Origin of the sequence: Flavobacterium hydatis (assembly GCF_000737695.1) — a bacterium.
Lineage (GTDB): Bacteria > Bacteroidota > Bacteroidia > Flavobacteriales > Flavobacteriaceae > Flavobacterium > Flavobacterium hydatis.
The window spans coordinates 1-16,873 of record NZ_JPRM01000063.1 but is presented as its reverse complement, the minus strand read 5'-3'; the positions used below and the strand labels follow the sequence as shown (position 1 = coordinate 16,873).

17 protein-coding genes are annotated in these 16,873 nt (G+C 31.5%); 12 read left to right on the top strand and 5 right to left on the bottom strand.

The genetic code is table 11. The annotated features are described in order from the left end of the window. The first annotated feature begins 195 nt into the window (after positions 1–195). The 4 genes from IW20_RS24610 (at position 196) to IW20_RS24595 (ending at position 2,445) form a co-directional block, all read left to right on the top strand. Positions 196–990, top strand: coding sequence for a helix-turn-helix domain-containing protein (locus IW20_RS24610; protein ID WP_035628829.1), 795 nt, complete (start codon positions 196–198; stop codon positions 988–990). An 88-nt stretch (positions 991–1,078) separates the two neighbouring features. Then, a complete protein-coding gene (locus IW20_RS24605; protein ID WP_035628827.1) occupies positions 1,079–1,507 on the top strand; it encodes a DoxX family protein in 429 nt (142 codons plus the stop codon). Positions 1,508–1,531: 24 nt separating this feature from the next. Next, complete coding sequence (locus IW20_RS24600; protein WP_035628826.1) at positions 1,532–1,876, top strand: cupin domain-containing protein; 345 nt, start codon at positions 1,532–1,534, stop codon at positions 1,874–1,876. A 134-nt stretch (positions 1,877–2,010) separates the two neighbouring features. Then, complete coding sequence (locus tag IW20_RS24595; protein ID WP_035628824.1) at positions 2,011–2,445, top strand: DUF6526 family protein; 435 nt, start codon at positions 2,011–2,013, stop codon at positions 2,443–2,445. 182 nt (positions 2,446–2,627) lie between these two features. On the opposite strand, the gene IW20_RS24590 is transcribed toward IW20_RS24595, so the two are convergent. Both IW20_RS24590 and IW20_RS24585 read right to left on the bottom strand, forming a co-directional pair. Next, positions 2,628–3,338, bottom strand: coding sequence for a LytR/AlgR family response regulator transcription factor (locus tag IW20_RS24590; RefSeq protein WP_035628822.1), 711 nt, complete (start codon positions 3,336–3,338; stop codon positions 2,628–2,630). Position 3,339: 1 nt separating this feature from the next. After that, positions 3,340–4,377 (bottom strand): sensor histidine kinase, encoded by a 1,038-nt coding sequence (locus tag IW20_RS24585; RefSeq protein ID WP_035628820.1) that lies wholly within the window; start codon positions 4,375–4,377, stop codon positions 3,340–3,342. Between the two features lie 164 nt (positions 4,378–4,541). Here IW20_RS24585 and IW20_RS24580 point away from each other — a divergent pair, with 164 nt between their 5' ends. The 8 genes from IW20_RS24580 (at position 4,542) to IW20_RS24545 (ending at position 14,591) form a co-directional block, all read left to right on the top strand. Beyond that, positions 4,542–5,927 (top strand): TolC family protein, encoded by a 1,386-nt coding sequence (locus IW20_RS24580; protein ID WP_035628819.1) that lies wholly within the window; start codon positions 4,542–4,544, stop codon positions 5,925–5,927. A gap of 12 nt (positions 5,928–5,939) precedes the next feature. Then, positions 5,940–9,248 carry an efflux RND transporter permease subunit gene (locus IW20_RS24575; RefSeq protein ID WP_035628818.1) on the top strand — a complete coding sequence of 1,103 codons (3,309 nt, stop codon included), beginning with the start codon at positions 5,940–5,942 and terminating at the stop codon, positions 9,246–9,248. A 44-nt stretch (positions 9,249–9,292) separates the two neighbouring features. Next, positions 9,293–10,381 (top strand): efflux RND transporter periplasmic adaptor subunit, encoded by a 1,089-nt coding sequence (locus tag IW20_RS24570; protein WP_035628817.1) that lies wholly within the window; start codon positions 9,293–9,295, stop codon positions 10,379–10,381. 578 nt (positions 10,382–10,959) lie between these two features. After that, positions 10,960–11,694, top strand: coding sequence for an FRG domain-containing protein (locus IW20_RS24565; protein WP_035628815.1), 735 nt, complete (start codon positions 10,960–10,962; stop codon positions 11,692–11,694). Next, positions 11,691–12,743: a DUF262 domain-containing protein gene (locus tag IW20_RS24560; RefSeq protein WP_035628814.1), complete on the top strand. Its 1,053-nt coding sequence runs from the start codon at positions 11,691–11,693 to the stop codon at positions 12,741–12,743. The genes IW20_RS24565 and IW20_RS24560 overlap by 4 nt, the downstream gene beginning before the upstream one ends. Before the next feature lie 196 nt (positions 12,744–12,939). Beyond that, complete coding sequence (locus IW20_RS24555) at positions 12,940–13,266, top strand: hypothetical protein (protein ID WP_035628812.1); 327 nt, start codon at positions 12,940–12,942, stop codon at positions 13,264–13,266. A 293-nt stretch (positions 13,267–13,559) separates the two neighbouring features. Next, positions 13,560–14,045: a hypothetical protein gene (locus tag IW20_RS24550; protein WP_035628811.1), complete on the top strand. Its 486-nt coding sequence runs from the start codon at positions 13,560–13,562 to the stop codon at positions 14,043–14,045. A gap of 102 nt (positions 14,046–14,147) precedes the next feature. Next, positions 14,148–14,591 carry a hypothetical protein gene (locus tag IW20_RS24545; protein WP_035628809.1) on the top strand — a complete coding sequence of 148 codons (444 nt, stop codon included), beginning with the start codon at positions 14,148–14,150 and terminating at the stop codon, positions 14,589–14,591. Between the two features lie 278 nt (positions 14,592–14,869). On the opposite strand, the gene IW20_RS24540 is transcribed toward IW20_RS24545, so the two are convergent. From IW20_RS24540 to IW20_RS26495, 3 genes are all read right to left on the bottom strand, one after another. Then, positions 14,870–15,358 (bottom strand): hypothetical protein, encoded by a 489-nt coding sequence (locus tag IW20_RS24540; RefSeq protein ID WP_123869548.1) that lies wholly within the window; start codon positions 15,356–15,358, stop codon positions 14,870–14,872. 228 nt (positions 15,359–15,586) lie between these two features. Then, positions 15,587–16,189, bottom strand: a complete 603-nt coding sequence (locus IW20_RS24535; RefSeq protein WP_035628805.1) for a hypothetical protein — start codon at positions 16,187–16,189, stop codon at positions 15,587–15,589. Positions 16,190–16,319: 130 nt separating this feature from the next. Further along, a partial coding sequence (locus tag IW20_RS26495; RefSeq protein ID WP_035628803.1) for a hypothetical protein occupies positions 16,320–16,873 on the bottom strand: 554 nt, incomplete at its 5' end.

The window sequence follows — 16,873 nt, the reverse complement described above, 5'->3', positions numbered from 1 at the left end:
AAATTGTATAACACAAAACCATTTAAGTCATTTAAGAAAATATAAGTTTTTAAAATACTTCTCTTAAATGAACTTACATAACTTACATGGTTTCTTTTTCTTAAATATTCATCCTTTTAATTAATTATTATTTAGCGATATAACACAAAACATTTATTCTTACTTTTGATTAAAACAAAAATTACAAGAAGCTAAATGATTGATATAAAAACTTTTGACAAGACAATTGGTTTAGAGAAACCGAGACGAATTTTAAAATATGTTTTGATCTTTTGTACTTCGGGTTCGGTGACTATTTCTGTAGATGAAAATGAATTTGTACTAACAGAAAACACCGTTCTTACTATTACTTCAGGACAAATTCATTATTTTAAAAACATACATAATGCCAAAGGGATTATTCTTGAATTTACTTATGATTATTTCTGTAAAAATGATAATGACATCGAATTAATCTTTCATAATGGTTTGTTTTGCCATTTTGCAATGAATGAAGTTATACCTGTAGATAATGGTGAAACCATATTGCAAGAATTACAATTAATAGAAAAAGAACTAACCGAAACTCCTTATCAATATCTAATTTCTACGCACAGCCGAATTGAGTTGATCCTGATTGAAATAAATCGCTCTAAAATAAATCGTGGTGACGAAATTTATAAACCCGATGCATTATTTCTTGCCTTTTTAGAAACGATCCTTAAAAACTTCGGAAAAAATCTATCAGTAAATGATATTGCTACACGACTTGGTACTACAGAATCTAAACTAAACGAACTCTCTAAACTTCATACCAACAAAACAGCACAAAATGTAATTTTTGGATTAATCATATCCGAAGCAAAACGTCTTTTTACCTACGAGAAATTATCTGTAAAAGAAGTTGCTTATATGTTGGGCTTCAATGATCCTTTTTACTTCTCTAATTTTTTTAAGAAACACACCAAAATAGCTCCAAAATCATATAAAGAAAAGATCATGATTGAATAGTACATGCTTTTTCCAATATTCTCTATTCTTTAGCGAATAACCATATCGCACCTTTGTCCTGATTAACAATTACTAATATTTTAAGTAAATGAAAAAACATCAGGACACAGCAACACTATTATTACGAATTGCACTTGCAATTGGGTTTTTATCGGCAGTTTCTAGCCGTTTAGGATTATGGGGAGAATATTCTTCGGGCTGGCAAAACTTTATAGCCTATGCTGAAAAAGTAAACTCTTTTGCTCCCAAAAACAGTATTCCAGTTATTGCAATACTAAGCACCATCTTAGAAACGGTATTTGCATTAATGTTACTGATAGGCTACAAAACCCGATTAGCAGCAACTGGAGCAACTTTCTTAACATTATTATTTGCATTAGCAATGACCTATTCTTTTGGTATTAAAGATCCATTAGATTATTCGGTATTTGCATTTTCTGCAGCTGCATTTCTTTTGGCAACAATGCCACAATACCGTTGGAGCATTGACGAAATACTTCTTAAAAATAAAAACTAACTCTAATTTTAACTATTCAAAAAAATGAAAAAGCAAATCACAAAAAGCAACGAAACAAACTGGAAACCACTAGTAGAAGAAGGTATTAAAACAGATGGTGTTTATGTAAAAATCCTTCGCTTTGACGAATCAACACAAAGACCTCCAACTTTTCTATTAAAATTTGATGCTGGTGCATCCTACCCAAACCATGTTCATCCGGCTGGCGAAGAAATATATGTTTTAGAGGGTGAAATACGCTTTGGCGCAGACCAATTAAATAGCGGTGATTATTTGTATATGCCGCCAGGAAGTACACATTCGGCATTTTCTAAAAAAGGATGTACTATGTTATTTGTTGTGCCAGAAGAAGTTGTAATCTTAAAATAAACTGTCACACTTTTTTAAACTAACCTTCAAGATGAATATTTTGAAGGTTTTTCATTTTATATAAACTCTTAACGTATTGATAAATACTTTTTAAGAAACTACAGTTTTGATTACCTTTAAAAAAACTAACTCCCATGGAAGCTCAATCGTACAAAAATCACATTCGGTATTATACACCTCATCATTTTGTTTATTATCCCGTACTACTAATTTTACTTGTCATTAGCATCTATTTTTCTTTTACATCAGATGATACAATTATCTGGATTTTTATAAGTCTGATATTTGTTATTTTGTTCGGATTAGGATTTATGCTACGTCAGCACTATGCATTAACACTACAAAACCGAATTGTAAAACTAGAACTTCGCTATCGCTATTTGTCACTTACAGGAAAAAGACTCGAACTTATCGAAGAACAATTAAGCGACGAACAAATATTTGCATTACGATTTAGTCCAGATAGTGAACTCATTATACTTATAGAAAAAGCATTGGATGAAAATCTCTCAGGAAACTCTATCAAGAAATCCATCACAAACTGGAAAGGTGATTACGAAAGAGTATAATTTTTCTCACCAAGACGCCAAGTCAAGCCACCAAATTAAGGTTATTTAAACCATATAAGTGTTGGAAGTAAATATAACATGATTAATCAACTTAAATGAACTTACAACACTTATATGATTAACTTTTCGTCACAATTTTAAATTTGTGTATCCGTCTAAATAAACTTTTATAAGACTAGTATTTAAAGAATATTTTTATTCTTCAAGCGATCAGATAGTTCTCTTTTATATGTGATTCCTATAGGCAATCGTTCCTTTTTTATGACAACAAAATCTTTTTCTGTCGCTTCTATTTTATCCAGAGCAACAATATACGATTTATGAATGCGCATAAAGCCTAATTCGGGAAGGCACTTTTCGAATTCGCTAGTTGTAATCGATGCCAGATAAATTCTTTTTGTAGTATGTAATTTTACGTAATTACCAAAACTTTGAGCAAACAACAAATTCTCTAATTCAAGTTCGATAAAGTGTCCATCGACTTTTACAGAAACAGTATTGGCAATAACTTCAGCAGGTTTATTCTGAACGTTTTCCATAGAAAAGAAACGGTCAATTGCTTTTAAAAATCTAGGAAAATATATTGGTTTTAACAGATAATCGATAACACCATAATCATAACTTTCCAGAGCAAATTCAGAGTAAGCCGTAGTCAGGATTGTTTTTGGTGGTGTTGGGATAATCTTCAATAATTCTATTCCGGTTATTTCGGGCATATTAATGTCTAGAAACATTAAATCTACCTTATTCTCCCTAAGATAATCCATGGCTTCGATGCCATTATAACATTGAAAAACTAAATCTAGTTGTGGATTTTGCTTAATATAATTCGCCAAAACATAATGCGCAGCAGGCTCATCATCGACAATAATACATTTTTTTGGCTCTTTCATTTTATACAAACTTCTTGAGTTGCAATTTTAAATCTACGATATAAGTATTATTATCATCCTGAATATCTAATTTATATTCTTTGCCATAAATTAAATTCAAACGTTCGATAGTATTCTTCAACCCTATTTTGGTCGAAATAACATTTGTTTTTTTGGTTGGAATCGAATTTATAACATGAAGATGCAACAATCCGTTTTCGACCGTTATAAAAATACGAACAAAACAGTTTTCTATTGCACAAGTTCCGTGTTTAAAAGCATTTTCTATAAAAGCAATCAATAACATTGGCGAAACTTTATAGGCATTCTCATTATCAATCTTACAATCATACGTAATATCACAACGATACCCTACCCGTTCCTTTTCTAGTTGTATGTAACTATTTATAAAGGAAAGTTCCTCTTCTAACGAAACACATTGTTTGTTACTGCTGTCTAACTGATAACGCATTAATTGTGATACTTTCATAATTAAATCAGGCGTACGATCAGGAAATTCAAGACTAATCCCATAAAGGGTATTAAAGGTATTGAATAAAAAATGAGGATTTAATTGCCCTTTAAGCGCATTTAGTTGCATCTGATTAAACAACAATGTTTCATCGGTTTGCTTTTTGTGAATCCTATAAAATTTAAAAACAATTATTGGACTCAATATACACACCAATGTTCCTAAAACACTTGCTAACTGATAGGCATAACTCCGTTGATGAGAGTTTTGATACAAACGACATTTGCTAAACATATCCAAAGTCGTTATTTCGTATAAAACGACCGAAAATAACAATACTCCCAAAAGTGTCAAGAATATATATGTTAATGGTCTTTGCTTTCTAAATAAAATAGGAAGTATAAAAAAACGATTAAATTGGGCATGCATATATAAAATCAAATAAAAAAAAACGCCCATTAATATAGATGCTACAGAACTAAATAACATCCAATCATTTTTTAACGTGTAGAGTGTAAATGAAAAACTAATAACAGCAATTTCTTGCCACCATTTGTTATCCAATATCTTACTAAATTTTTTATTCATTTTTAATTCTTAAACAGTTTACAAATTAACCACATTTTTTTAGTTTTTACAGCCTATAAATGACCAATTCAATTCGTCATTTACTATTGCATTACATCATTTAACAACTGCTATTTTGGCTCAAGTAAAATATTTTTGTTTCATAATTTCTTATTTAGAGTTTTATGTATTTCAAAAAAATTGCCTTCTTATTTTTATTGTTTTCCGTTTCGGCAAGCTTTGCCCAAACACTATCATTAAAAGATGCTATTAAAATTGGTCTTGAAAATTATGGTAGTGTAAAAGCAAAAAGCAATTATGCTAATGCCTCCAAAGAAACGTTAAAGCAAGCAAACCGGGATTATTTACCCAACTTAAACTTATCTGCACAACAAGATTATGGAACCATAAATGGGCAGAACGGAGCCTTATATGGTTTTAATGGTTTAGGAACTGCCTCTTCTGGACCTTCATTGCCAGAACAAAACTGGAACGCCTCATTTGGAGCACTTTATCTGGTTAACATGAATTGGGATTTTTTCACTTTCGGAAAAATCAAACAAAAAATTAATCTTGCCAAAGTCGAAGTTAAAAGTCGTGAGAATGATTTACAACAAGAAAAATTTCAGCAAGAAATTAAAATTTCTGCTGCCTATCTTAATTTACTTGCAAGCCAACGTTTGCTAATTTCTCAGCAAAAAAACTTGTCACGTGCCGTAGTTTTTAAGAACACTGCTGTGGCAAGAGTAAAAAACGGATTATTGGCAGGAGTAGATTCTACATTGGCAACAGCCGAAGTTTCTCGAGCTAAAATCGCTTTAAATCAGGCTAAAGATTTTGTAAAAGAACAAAACAGTAAACTGGTTATTTTAATGGGAGTTCCTACTCAGGATTTTGTTCCAGATACTTTGTTTGTAAGTCAGATTCCGAAAGAAATGATACAAGCAACGGAGTCTAACGATAGTTTGCATCCTGTGCTTCAATACTACAAAAGCAAAATTGATTACAGCAACCAGCAGGTTAAATTATACAAAAGAGGTTATTACCCAACGATGAGTATGTTTGGCGTTTTGCAAACAAGAGCATCAGGATTTAACTCGGATTATGCTGTAGATCAGACTTCTTTTAACCGAAATTATATAGATGGTATAAGCCCAGACCGAACCAATTATCTGGTAGGAGTTGGAATTACCTGGAATCTTACAACCCCGTTTAGAACAAGCAAACAAGTAAGTGCTCAAAAATTTATTTCGCAAGGACTACAAGATGAATACAACCAGATTGATACTGAGCTTAAAGCACAATTAAATCTTGCCGACGCAAAAATTAAAATCACGATGGATAATTATGTCGAAGCGCCTATTCAGGTTAAAGCAGCGGCTCAGGCATATTTGCAAAAATCGACTTTATACAAAAACGGATTAACGACATTAACTGATATTACCCAAACATTATATACGTTAAATCGTGCCGAAATAGACCGTGATATTGTCAATAATAATGTTTGGCAATCTTTCTTACTCAAGGCTGCTGCCACAGGTAATTTTGACTTATTTATAAATGAATTTTAATTATAGATCCTAATGAATTTAATACGTTTTGCACTTCGCAAACCCATTTCCATACTGGTTTTGGTTGCAGGTTTATTCTTCTTCGGAATTGGTGCTATCAAGGACATCAAGGTAGATATTCTTCCGAAAATGAATTTGCCGGTTATTTATATCGCACATCCATTTGGTGGTTACACGCCAGATCAGATGGAAGCTTATTTTGCTAAGACTTATGTCAATATTTTACCTTTTGCCAATGGTGTAAAATCGGTAGAAACCAAGAATATTCAAGGGTTAATGATTATGAAATTAACCTATTATGAAAATACAAATATGGCTCAGGCTGCTGCCGAATTGAGTTCACTTTCGAACAGAATTCAGGCGGCATTTCCTCCCGGAACGCAACCACCATTTATCATCCGTTTTGATGCTTCGTCATTACCAATCGGACAATTAGTATTAAGCAGTAAAATAAGATCTAATAATGAATTACAAGATTTAGCCAACGTTTACGTTCGTGCTTCCTTTACCTCTATTCCTGGTTTATTATCTCCGGCACCCTTTGGCGGAAGCCCAAGAACAATCGAGGTAAATGTAGATCCAGATTTATTGCGTTCGCATAATATGACACCCGACCAAATTGTTGAAGCCATTCGTGTAAACAACCAAACAGCTCCATCTGGAAACGTGCGTATGGGAGATAAAAACTATATTACGCCAACTAATAATACGATTAAAGAAGTTAAGGATTTCGAGAACATTCCGTTGTTTAAAGGAAGCGTTCAGAACTTAAAGCTTGGCGATGTGGCAACTGTAAAAGATGGTGCCGATATTACTGCTGGTTATGCATTGGTAAACGGAAAACGTTCGGTTTATATTAGTATTGCCAAAGCGGGAGATGCTTCGACTTGGGATGTGGTTCAGAAATTAAAATCAGAATTACCTAAAATTCAGAGTACTTTACCCGAAGATGTAAAATTATCATACGAGTTTGACCAATCGGTTTATGTAATCAATTCCGTTAAAAGTTTAATTACCGAAGGAATTATTGGAGCTGTATTAACTGGTTTAATGGTTTTACTTTTCCTAGGTGACAAACGTGCTGCATTAATCGTAATCCTAACCATTCCTATTTCGATTATCTCAGGAGTTTTATTCCTGAAATTATTCGGACAAACTATCAACTTAATGTCTTTAAGCGGATTGGCTCTTGCTATAGGAATCTTGGTAGATGAAAGTACGGTTACGATCGAAAATATCCACCAACATCTTGATATGGGCAAACCCAAGGCACTCGCAATTTGGGATGCTTGTCAGGAAATTGCATTGCCTAAATTATTGATCTTACTTTGTATTCTTGCCGTATTTGCACCCGCATTTACCATGGTCGGAATTCCGGGAGCTTTGTTCTTACCATTGGCATTAGCAATTGGATTCTCGATGGTTATTTCGTTTTTACTGTCACAAACTTTTGTGCCTGTTATGGCAAACTGGTTAATGAAAGCGCATCCTAAACACGCACATGAACCGGGCATTACCGATGACGAAGCCGAATTTAACGATTGCGGATTAACGCCTGAGTCAGAGAAAGATTTGATTACTCAGAAAAAAGCAATGGTCGAAAGAGACGATTTTAATAATGATGGAAAAATAAGTCCTTTTGAGAAATTCAGAATCCGATTTATGAAAACCTTAGATCGTTTGTTCCCTCATAAAAAAGGAGTAACTCTCGCCTATCTTCTTGGAATTACCTGTCTTGCAATGGTGCTAATTACCTTTATAGGAAAAGATGTTTTCCCTAAAGTAAACTCAAGTCAGTTCCAGTTAAGAATGCGTGCTCCCGACGGAACTCGTTTAGAACGCACCGAAGAAAAAGCAATAATTGTCCTGAAAGAATTAAACAAAATGGTTGGTAAGGAACATATCGGGATTTCCTCTGTATATGTTGGGCAACACCCATCGTTGTTTTCTATTAACCCTATTTATTTATTCATGGCAGGTTCGCACGAAGCTGTTTTTCAGGTGAGTTTAAAAGATTATCATGCCGATATGGATGATTTTAAGGATGACTTTAGAGCTAGAATAAAAAAGGTTCTTCCCGATGTTAAGCTTTCTTTTGAGCCAATCGAACTTACGGATAAAGTTTTGAGTCAAGGTTCTCCTACTCCTATCGAAGTGCGAATTGCTGGAAAAGACAAAAAACGAAATGAGCTTTACGCCAACCAAATAGTCGAGAAACTAAAGAAGATATCTTATTTCAGAGATGTGCAAATTGGACAACCTATACATTATCCTGCAATGAATATTGATATTGACAGAACTCGTGCTGCCGAATTAGGCGTAGATATGAATGATATTTCACGTTCGCTTGTAGCTTCGACCTCATCATCCAGATATACCGAAAAAAATATGTGGGTAGATGAAAGAGCCGGATTATCATATAATGTTCAAGTTCAGGTACCGCTGAATCTGATGAAAAGCAAAACCGATATTGGCGAAATTCCAGTATTAAAAAATTCGCTTCGTCCAGTTTTAAGCGATGTTGCCAAGATTACACCAGGTTTTGTAAGTGGTGAGAATGACAATTTAGGTGCAATGCCATACATTACAGTTACTGCAAACATTAGCCAAACCGATTTAGGAACGGCAGTAAAAGATGTAGATGCAACCATAAATTCTTTAGGAGAGTTACCACGCGGATTATTCATAACTCCAATAGGTATGAGCAAAGTATTGGTAGAAACTTTAAGCAGTTTACAAGTAGGTTTATTGGTTGCTATATTCGTGATATTCTTAATGTTGGCAGCAAACTTCCAATCGTTCAAGGTATCATTGGTAATTTTAACAACGGTTCCAGCAGTAGTTCTGGGAGCTTTATTAATGCTTACAATTACAGGCTCAACATTAAACTTACAATCGTATATGGGAATCATCATGTCCGTTGGGGTTTCTATCGCCAATGCGGTTTTATTAGTTACCAATGCCGAGCAATTACGCAAACACAATGGCAACGCATTAGAGTCCGCTCGTGAAGCTGCGGCATTGCGTCTTCGTCCTATTATCATGACATCTGTAGCAATGATTGCTGGAATGTTACCTATGGCAATTGGTCACGGCGAAGGAGGCGATCAGGTATCACCATTAGGACGTGCAGTTATTGGCGGATTGTTCTTTTCGACCTTTACAGTACTACTAATTTTACCCCTGATTTTTGCTTGGGCGCAAGAAAAAGCAACAACACAATCTGTTTCTTTAGATCCTGAAGACGAAGAAAGCATACATTATATATCCTCATTAAATCCAAAAAATGGAATCGCCACAAAAAACAATACCAATAAATAAAAAGCGATAACATAAATGATCTCAAATAAATAACTTTCAGATTTATGAAAAATAAAATAGTACAATCAATCATGCTATTTCTAGTAGCAGTAAGTTTATTAAGCAGCTGTAACTCGAGTAAAAAAGAAGAAGCTGTTGCCGAAGTAGAACCTAAAATGGAAACGTTTCTTTTACAAAAAGAGAAGTTAACAACTGAGCTGAGAATGCCTGCAGAATTATCTGGTTTCCAGCAAGTAGATTTATATGCAAAAGTAAGCAGCTTTGTAAAATTACTTAAAGTAGATATTGGTTCGAAAGTAACCAAAGGACAACTTTTAATCGTATTAGAAGCACCCGAAATTAGTTCGCAACTTGCTGCTGCCGAATCGAGATTAAAATCGATGGAAGCCATTTACAGCACAAGCAAAAGCACTTACAATCGACTTTATGAAACCAGTAAGGTTGAAGGAACAATTTCTAAAAACGACTTAGAAATGGCAAACGGAAAAAAGAATTCTGATTACGCACAATACCAAGCAGCCGTTGCAGCACATAAAGAAGTGGCAATTATGAGAGGATATCTAGAAATTCGTGCTCCTTTTAACGGAATTGTTACAGCAAGAAATGTCAACTTAGGTGCTTATGTTGGCCCATCTGGTAAAGGGTCGGATTTGCCATTATTAACCATTCAGGAACAAACAAAATTACGTCTTGCCGTATCTATCCCAGAACTATATACAGGATATTTAAAACAAGGAGACGAAATGAGTTTTAATGTAAAATCATCACCAGATACTTTTAAGGCCAAAATACAACGTATGTCGGGAGCATTAGATTTAAAACTGCGCTCAGAACGTGTTGAAATGGACGTAAACAATACAAGCGGAGATTTATTACCAGGAATGGTAGCCGAAGTTTTGCTTCCGCTAAATGCAAAAGACAGCACATTTGTAGCACCTAAAACTGCCGTTGTAAGTTCAGCCGAAGGAGTTTATGTTATAAAAGTAGTAAACCATAAAGCAGCAAGAATCAACGTGAAAAAAGGAAGAGAAATCGATGATAAAATCGAAATCTTTGGTGATTTAAATGCCAATGATAAACTGATAAAACTTGCCAGCGAAGAAATTAAAGAAGGTGATGTTGTAAACGAATAACCAACGTTTAGCTTTCTTTTTTATTAGATTACCCAAAGAACTGTACGCAATTATTAATTCCCGCATTTAAGAATCTGAAAGGATTTAAAAATGCAAATCAAAAATTGCCCTAAAGGACGATACCTCATAAAGTATCGTCCTTTTTTTATGCTTAAAAATTTCTCAGAGATTCGCGAAAAAGCGCAAAGATTCACAAAGTTACTCCCCAATCTTGTCATTCTGAGCGGAGTCGAAGAACCTCCATCAGTAACTCTACAAAGATTGACAATTTTCTATGTGGAGCTTCTCTTAAAAATTTCTCCTTCGTCGAAATGACATACTTTGTGGTTATCTTTTTTTTAAAGCTTTCTTTAGGAGCAATTTCCTGCTATCATTCCAATCTTTTTTATTGAGAAAAACAATAAAAAAGGATTTTCCCTTCTATCAGGGCTAGGAAGTTAGTATATCTTAAATAAAAAATCATTTAATTCAAAATTATAGGCTTTGTGTGGTTTTGTCACACAAATAAATAACATACCAAAAAATTATTTAGAAATCTTTAAGTATAATTAGTATATTTCCTATCTAAAAAAATATTTATGGCTGAAAAAATTATTAGTAATATAAGCAATTTAGTAGAATTTCTAAGAGATGATATTTCCAATTATGATGAAGATGTATGGTTTCGTGGACAAAGTGATTTTAATTGGAAACTAGAGCCTGGTATTTTCAGATGTAGTCAAAAGATGTCTGAAAGTTCTTTACTAACTCGTTTTAAACAATCGGCTGCAATGTTGACAAATTCATTCCCTAAAAGTGATTTTGATTGGCTCTTTTTAATGCAGCATTATGGTGTTCCAACTCGCTTATTAGATTGGAGTGAAAGCCCACTAACCTCGTTATATTTTGCAATATCTGAAAATAATACAAGTGATGCTGCTTTATGGTTATTAAAACCTATTGAGTTAAATAAAATAGCCAACATAAGTACACTAGAAAAAAATTTCATCCCTTCATTTGAAGATACTGAACTAGATAACTACAAAGTCGAAACATTAAGATCAAATACTCGCAATAAACTAGCACCGATTGCAACTATAGCTACTAGAAATAGTACCAGAATCCAAGCACAATTAGGTGTTTTTACAATTCATCATCTTGACCAAAGATCAATTGAAGAATTTTGTTCTCCAAAAGAATTAATTAAATATAGAATTCCTGCAACATCCAAAAATGTTATTAGAGAAGAGTTATCATTGTTAGGAGTAAATAAATTTTCATTATTCCCAGAATTAGCAAGTATAGGGGAAATCTTAAAGAATAAATTATTATGAGTTATATTGAAACAAATGCGGTACAACATGCCACAATCCTTAGGATTTATTCAGAAAGAGATGAAATCGTAGTTGATCCCGAGTATCAACGAAATGGGGGCGTTTGGACGCCAGAAAAAAAACAATTATTAATAGATTCCATTTTGAACAACTATGATATTCCAAAAATTTACTTTCATCAATATAATAGAGATGAAAGAAGTAAAACAGGAAAATCTTTTGCTATTATTGATGGCAAGCAGAGACTCGAAACTATTTGGGCTTTTATAGAAGGAAAGTTTTGTCTATCAGATTATTTCGAATATCAGGATGACTTAAATATAAAATTATCAGGTCTAAACTATGATGATTTATCTAAAGAATATCCTAAAATTAAAATAAAGTTTGATTCCTTTGTACTTCCAATAATTGGTGTACAAACTGATGATCTTGATTTAATTGAAGACATGTTTTCACGTCTTAATGAAGCTGTTCCGTTAAATTCAGCGGAAAAAAGAAATGCTTTTGGTGGTAATATGGTTAGAGCAATTAGAGAAGTTTCAATTCATACATTTTTTTCCAAAAAAGTTAAATTTAGTAATAATAGATATCAGCATTTTGAAGTTGCTGCTAGATTTTTACTAGTAGAAATTTCACAAATAGAGCATGGAAAATTAATAGACACTAAAAAAGTCTATTTAGATGCAATGGCAAAAAATTATAAAACAAAAAACTCTTCTAGAGTAAACGACGTACAGAAAAAAGTAACTTCTATATTAGATTTTATGATTACTTGTTTTGCTGATAATGATATCCTTTTAAGAACTCAAGGTTCAATGGTTGTATATTACTTTTTATTCCAATGGGCGAAGGAAGAAAGTAAAAATATTACTCGAAAACAATTGCTTAATTTTGAAGATAAAGTAAAAGCAAATAGAAAGTTAGCTGAAACTAATTATGAGGAAGCTGACTACGATTTATTAGAATTTGATAGATTAAGTCAACATGGAACTAATGATGTATCTAACATCAAAGAAAGATTGAGAATCATTAAAGAATATATAGTGTAACTTTATTTTTGCAAAATCTTATACAAAGCCTTCTGTCTTTTTACTAGTTCAAACTTATTTCTAAGATTATTCAAAATCTTAATATTTAAATTTGTTATTACATATTATTATATCTTCGAAGTAAGGAGACACAACAGAATAAGCTTCAAAAAACTAAAAGATAACATACTAAAATAAATCTTAATACTTAATAAATATGATACCTACAAAAGAAGAATTAGTCGGAACATGGATTAGTAAAGATTTTCCTAATTACCATTATGAAGATGGTTTAGAGTTTACATTTCATTTCGGGAAATATGCTACATTATATTACTCGAAAGGGAAAAATATGGTAATTGCAGAAGGCATTTATAAAGTAGTAGAAATGGAAAAAGAAAATTTTAACATAATAGTTGATGGTAGAATTATAGATTTACAAAAAACCATATTAAATTCTAAACTTTACATTAAACAAAAACCACCGAGTTTTGTCATGTTAGTTCCCGAAAAAGGAGCTAGATATTTTGAAAAGCTACAATAAAGGTAATAATAAAAACTTAAATTGCACTGTGCGAAGTACTCTAACTCCAGTTCTCCGAAGTCTTCATGAAAAAGAAGATGCCCGCTCTTCGAAGTCTTCTCGATAGCAAAAAATGTCATCATAATTTATGTGCTGTACGAAGTCTCCCGACTTCGTACACATTGCTATAATCCATTCCAATTTATCCAAAACTCCTTTTGTTTTTAAAACATATTGTTCTAATATTGTTCCTAGAAAATCTAATGACTTCACTCAAAAAACACTTACTCAAAAAATACTATAACCAATTATAAATGAAACAATTTAAAACAATACTTATTCTTGTAAGTTTCTTTTTATTTGGTTGTAGAAATTCCGAGAAAAAGAAAGTTGACAATCAAAAAATCTATAAGATGATAGAATCTAATTTACTGAATCAAGTAAAACTTGCTATTAATCCTAAATTTCAGGATTGGGTTTTGTTTAAAAATGGAACATACATAATATTTGACAACGCAGACACAATTCCGAATTTAGAAAATGAAGCCATCAAATTAATGAAAGAATTTGGTCCCGTTCATGTTGGAGGCGCAGCAGGAGATTTTGGTGTAACACACTTAAATAAAACTGAAGGATGGGTTGTTTCAGGACATGGATACGGAATGTATACTTACGTAAATCCAAAAGAATTAAAACCTAAAAAACCAAATGATGTAGAAATAGGTTTATTTGGTCGCAATAAAAGAGATTTAGATGGTAAAAATCCAATTATTGTACACATTAATCGAAAGATAGAATAAGTAATTACAACATACAATTAGCATCACTTTTAAAGTCTTTACAACAACGAAAATATCATTTAAAATTATGCACTGTGCATTCTAGGATAAAAAATATAATCAATGACAAAAATTAAAATAACAATATTGCTAATGCTTTTCATTATCGTTACTGGATTTAAAGCTGAAAATAGTAGTATTGAAGGTTTGAGTATTAAATTCGAGAAGGTTTCTGAAGACTATATGAGACCTGGTGATCCAATACCTTTAATGCCTCGAATACCGATAGAAGCTGCAGAAGGAATGAAATTTGTCAAATTAAAACTTACTTTGAAAAACGAAGGTGAAAAAGATTGCATTTTTGATTTCGCTGATGTATACATTTCAAGTGAACAAGATAGCTTATATAGATTTGTAAAACTTCAAGCCTACTTTATAGATACGAAAACAAAAATCAAACCCAAAAAAGAAATTTATAGAATTGCGTTATTTGAGTTTCCTGATAAATTAGAACCTAAAGAACTTTTTATTGAAGATAAGAGATACAAAATTATTGAGGAAAAGTAAAACTAAATATCCTTTTCAAATTCATAAATCATTAATAAAATAATCCCAATCTCTGCTTACGCGAGCGTCTCGCTCGTGAACACAAAGAATGGTAAAATCTAGATTAATCTGCACAATTTGTAATAATCCTTTTCATACTATTATTAATCTGAATTATTTCAAGAGTTGTAACACCTCCTTTATAATTCATAGTATTTCTAGTTTTTTTAAAGTCAATATTTTGTACTTGCGCTAAAAGGTGTAGTTTTCTTATTTGAAGAATAAGATTTGATTAAAAATTAATCTTCATAAATGACTAATATTGGAGTATTAAGATTTAAAGATTTTTGTAAAAGTTCTTTTATTTCAATTATCATATCAATATAATAATCTATATCCTCAGGTACATATTCTTGATTTATACTTAAATTAAAACTCCAATCATTTCCATTATTAACTTCATCCTTTAAATTATCAAAGCCTCCATATTTTTCCCATATATTCAATGTTTCATTTTTCAATGATGGAATAACTTGATTTGTTATTAATTGAATACTTTCTTCAATATCACCTGCATCAAAATGTGCAAGCATATTATTAAAGGCATCTAGATCTCCAATATTTAAATGATTTTCTAATCTAAAAGCTATTTCTTTTTCTAGCAAAAAATAAAGCTTAGTAGCTAAATCGTTGTTAATACCTTTTATATAAAAAAGCAAAACACTTAATTCGTCTTTTCTAAAATAAGTATCTATATTTTCTATTTTGTATCTAATATCTAGTGGCATAGTATTCATTTTAATATATTATTATTCTAGTATATAAACTTTTTAATAGTTCTTCTTTTGTCACATTAAATGTTGCAGAATTGTTTAAAATATTTTACTTCTATGAAACGGATTTAATCTAAATTTTGAGGTCTTGATATGTCTTTCCCCACTTTTTTCCCTTTCTGAACAATAAGTGTTTTTCTTTATCTAATAATATCTTCTGAATAGTTATTTTTTTTTCTTAATTTAGGCTATAATAATCTCATTAGGTACGGCTGGTTCAGCATTTAAGTAGTATGATGAGTATTGATTCCACCATTCGAAATTTGGAATTAACTCTAATTCGCTAGATTTGTATTGTTCATAAAACCTCTTAGCATCATTTGAAACAATTACTGACGCTAGCTGACCAGTGTTATAATAATTGAATTCAAATTCATACCCATTAATCTGATCTTCATAATATTTACACGTTGTGTAATAAAGAGGTAAATTAGTTTGCAGATCTAAATCTTGAGTCATCATACATAATTGATTACTTTTATATACTGATAAACCTTTACTTTTTATGATGCCATTATGATATTTGAAACGATGATATTTAGCATAATTAGAATCAATATTCTCTATCTCAATTATTGCAATTGACTCATTATTGATTAATAATAAGTCTATATGTGGAGACCCGAACTCTATATAATTTAATGTATTAATTAGGATGTTATTTTCATAATATTCTTCTTTTCTAAGGCTATTATTTTCCTTGAAAATTTTGATATATCTATCGTTAGATGCAACTTGTTGGGCAGTCAGTGGTTTTTCGTTAAAATTAGTATATGTTATTTCCATTTTGGTTATCATTATAAATTAAAAATAATATAAGGGGTAGTTCCTGCTCTAAGAAGTCTTCATGATAACAAAACATAATTAAAATTTATACACTGTCTGAAGTCTCCATAAATAGTCATTTATTTTAAAATTATTCTCTAGTATCAGGCACTTCTTCAACTGTTTTTTTCCAATTAAAAAGATAACCACAAGTATCTTCCTTTATATCTTTCCTTGTAACCTTAATCATTTTAGATTTGACATAATTCTTATCACCTATTTTTGTTATTATGACTAATGCATCTTCTAATCTCATTTGATTATTGTATTTCTTTTTATCATACAGATAGAGTTTATTTTCCTTTTCTATAATTTCAATCTCTATCTTAAAATCATTATTTCCACTAAAGCCGAAGTCTAAGTAATCTTTAAAAATATCTATATAATAATTCCCTAATTCTTCTGAATTTATGGGATATGGAGATAAATAATAAATACCCTCCCACTTTTTTAAAATCAAATCAATTTTATTAAATCTTGTATGCAATTTTTGACTTCTAAAAAACTTAATATCTTCAATGAAAATATTTGTCAATTCTTCTTTAACTAAAGCAGAAGTCTTTAAATTTTCATCTGTTATTTTATTTATTTTAGGATTTGAATTTATATAAATAGGCTCTTCATAATTAGAACTTACTCGATTTG

Bases quoted from the DNA above. Each gene is read 5' to 3' on its own strand.
- IW20_RS24580 (WP_035628819.1), top strand. From the start codon at position 4,542: ATGTATTTCAAAAAAATTGCCTTCTTATTTTTATTGTTTTCCGTTTCG.
- IW20_RS24535 (WP_035628805.1), bottom strand. From the start codon at position 16,189: ATGGAAATAACATATACTAATTTTAACGAAAAACCACTGACTGCCCAA.
- IW20_RS24565 (WP_035628815.1), top strand. From the start codon at position 10,960: ATGGCTGAAAAAATTATTAGTAATATAAGCAATTTAGTAGAATTTCTA.
- IW20_RS24550 (WP_035628811.1), top strand. From the start codon at position 13,560: ATGAAACAATTTAAAACAATACTTATTCTTGTAAGTTTCTTTTTATTT.
- IW20_RS24545 (WP_035628809.1), top strand. From the start codon at position 14,148: ATGACAAAAATTAAAATAACAATATTGCTAATGCTTTTCATTATCGTT.
- IW20_RS24600 (WP_035628826.1), top strand. From the start codon at position 1,532: ATGAAAAAGCAAATCACAAAAAGCAACGAAACAAACTGGAAACCACTA.
- IW20_RS24605 (WP_035628827.1), top strand. From the start codon at position 1,079: ATGAAAAAACATCAGGACACAGCAACACTATTATTACGAATTGCACTT.
- IW20_RS24555 (WP_035628812.1), top strand. From the start codon at position 12,940: ATGATACCTACAAAAGAAGAATTAGTCGGAACATGGATTAGTAAAGAT.
- IW20_RS24595 (WP_035628824.1), top strand. From the start codon at position 2,011: ATGGAAGCTCAATCGTACAAAAATCACATTCGGTATTATACACCTCAT.
- IW20_RS24590 (WP_035628822.1), bottom strand. From the start codon at position 3,338: ATGAAAGAGCCAAAAAAATGTATTATTGTCGATGATGAGCCTGCTGCG.
- IW20_RS24540 (WP_123869548.1), bottom strand. From the start codon at position 15,358: ATGCCACTAGATATTAGATACAAAATAGAAAATATAGATACTTATTTT.
- IW20_RS24560 (WP_035628814.1), top strand. From the start codon at position 11,691: ATGAGTTATATTGAAACAAATGCGGTACAACATGCCACAATCCTTAGG.
- IW20_RS24575 (WP_035628818.1), top strand. From the start codon at position 5,940: ATGAATTTAATACGTTTTGCACTTCGCAAACCCATTTCCATACTGGTT.
- IW20_RS24610 (WP_035628829.1), top strand. From the start codon at position 196: ATGATTGATATAAAAACTTTTGACAAGACAATTGGTTTAGAGAAACCG.
- IW20_RS24585 (WP_035628820.1), bottom strand. From the start codon at position 4,377: ATGAATAAAAAATTTAGTAAGATATTGGATAACAAATGGTGGCAAGAA.
- IW20_RS24570 (WP_035628817.1), top strand. From the start codon at position 9,293: ATGAAAAATAAAATAGTACAATCAATCATGCTATTTCTAGTAGCAGTA.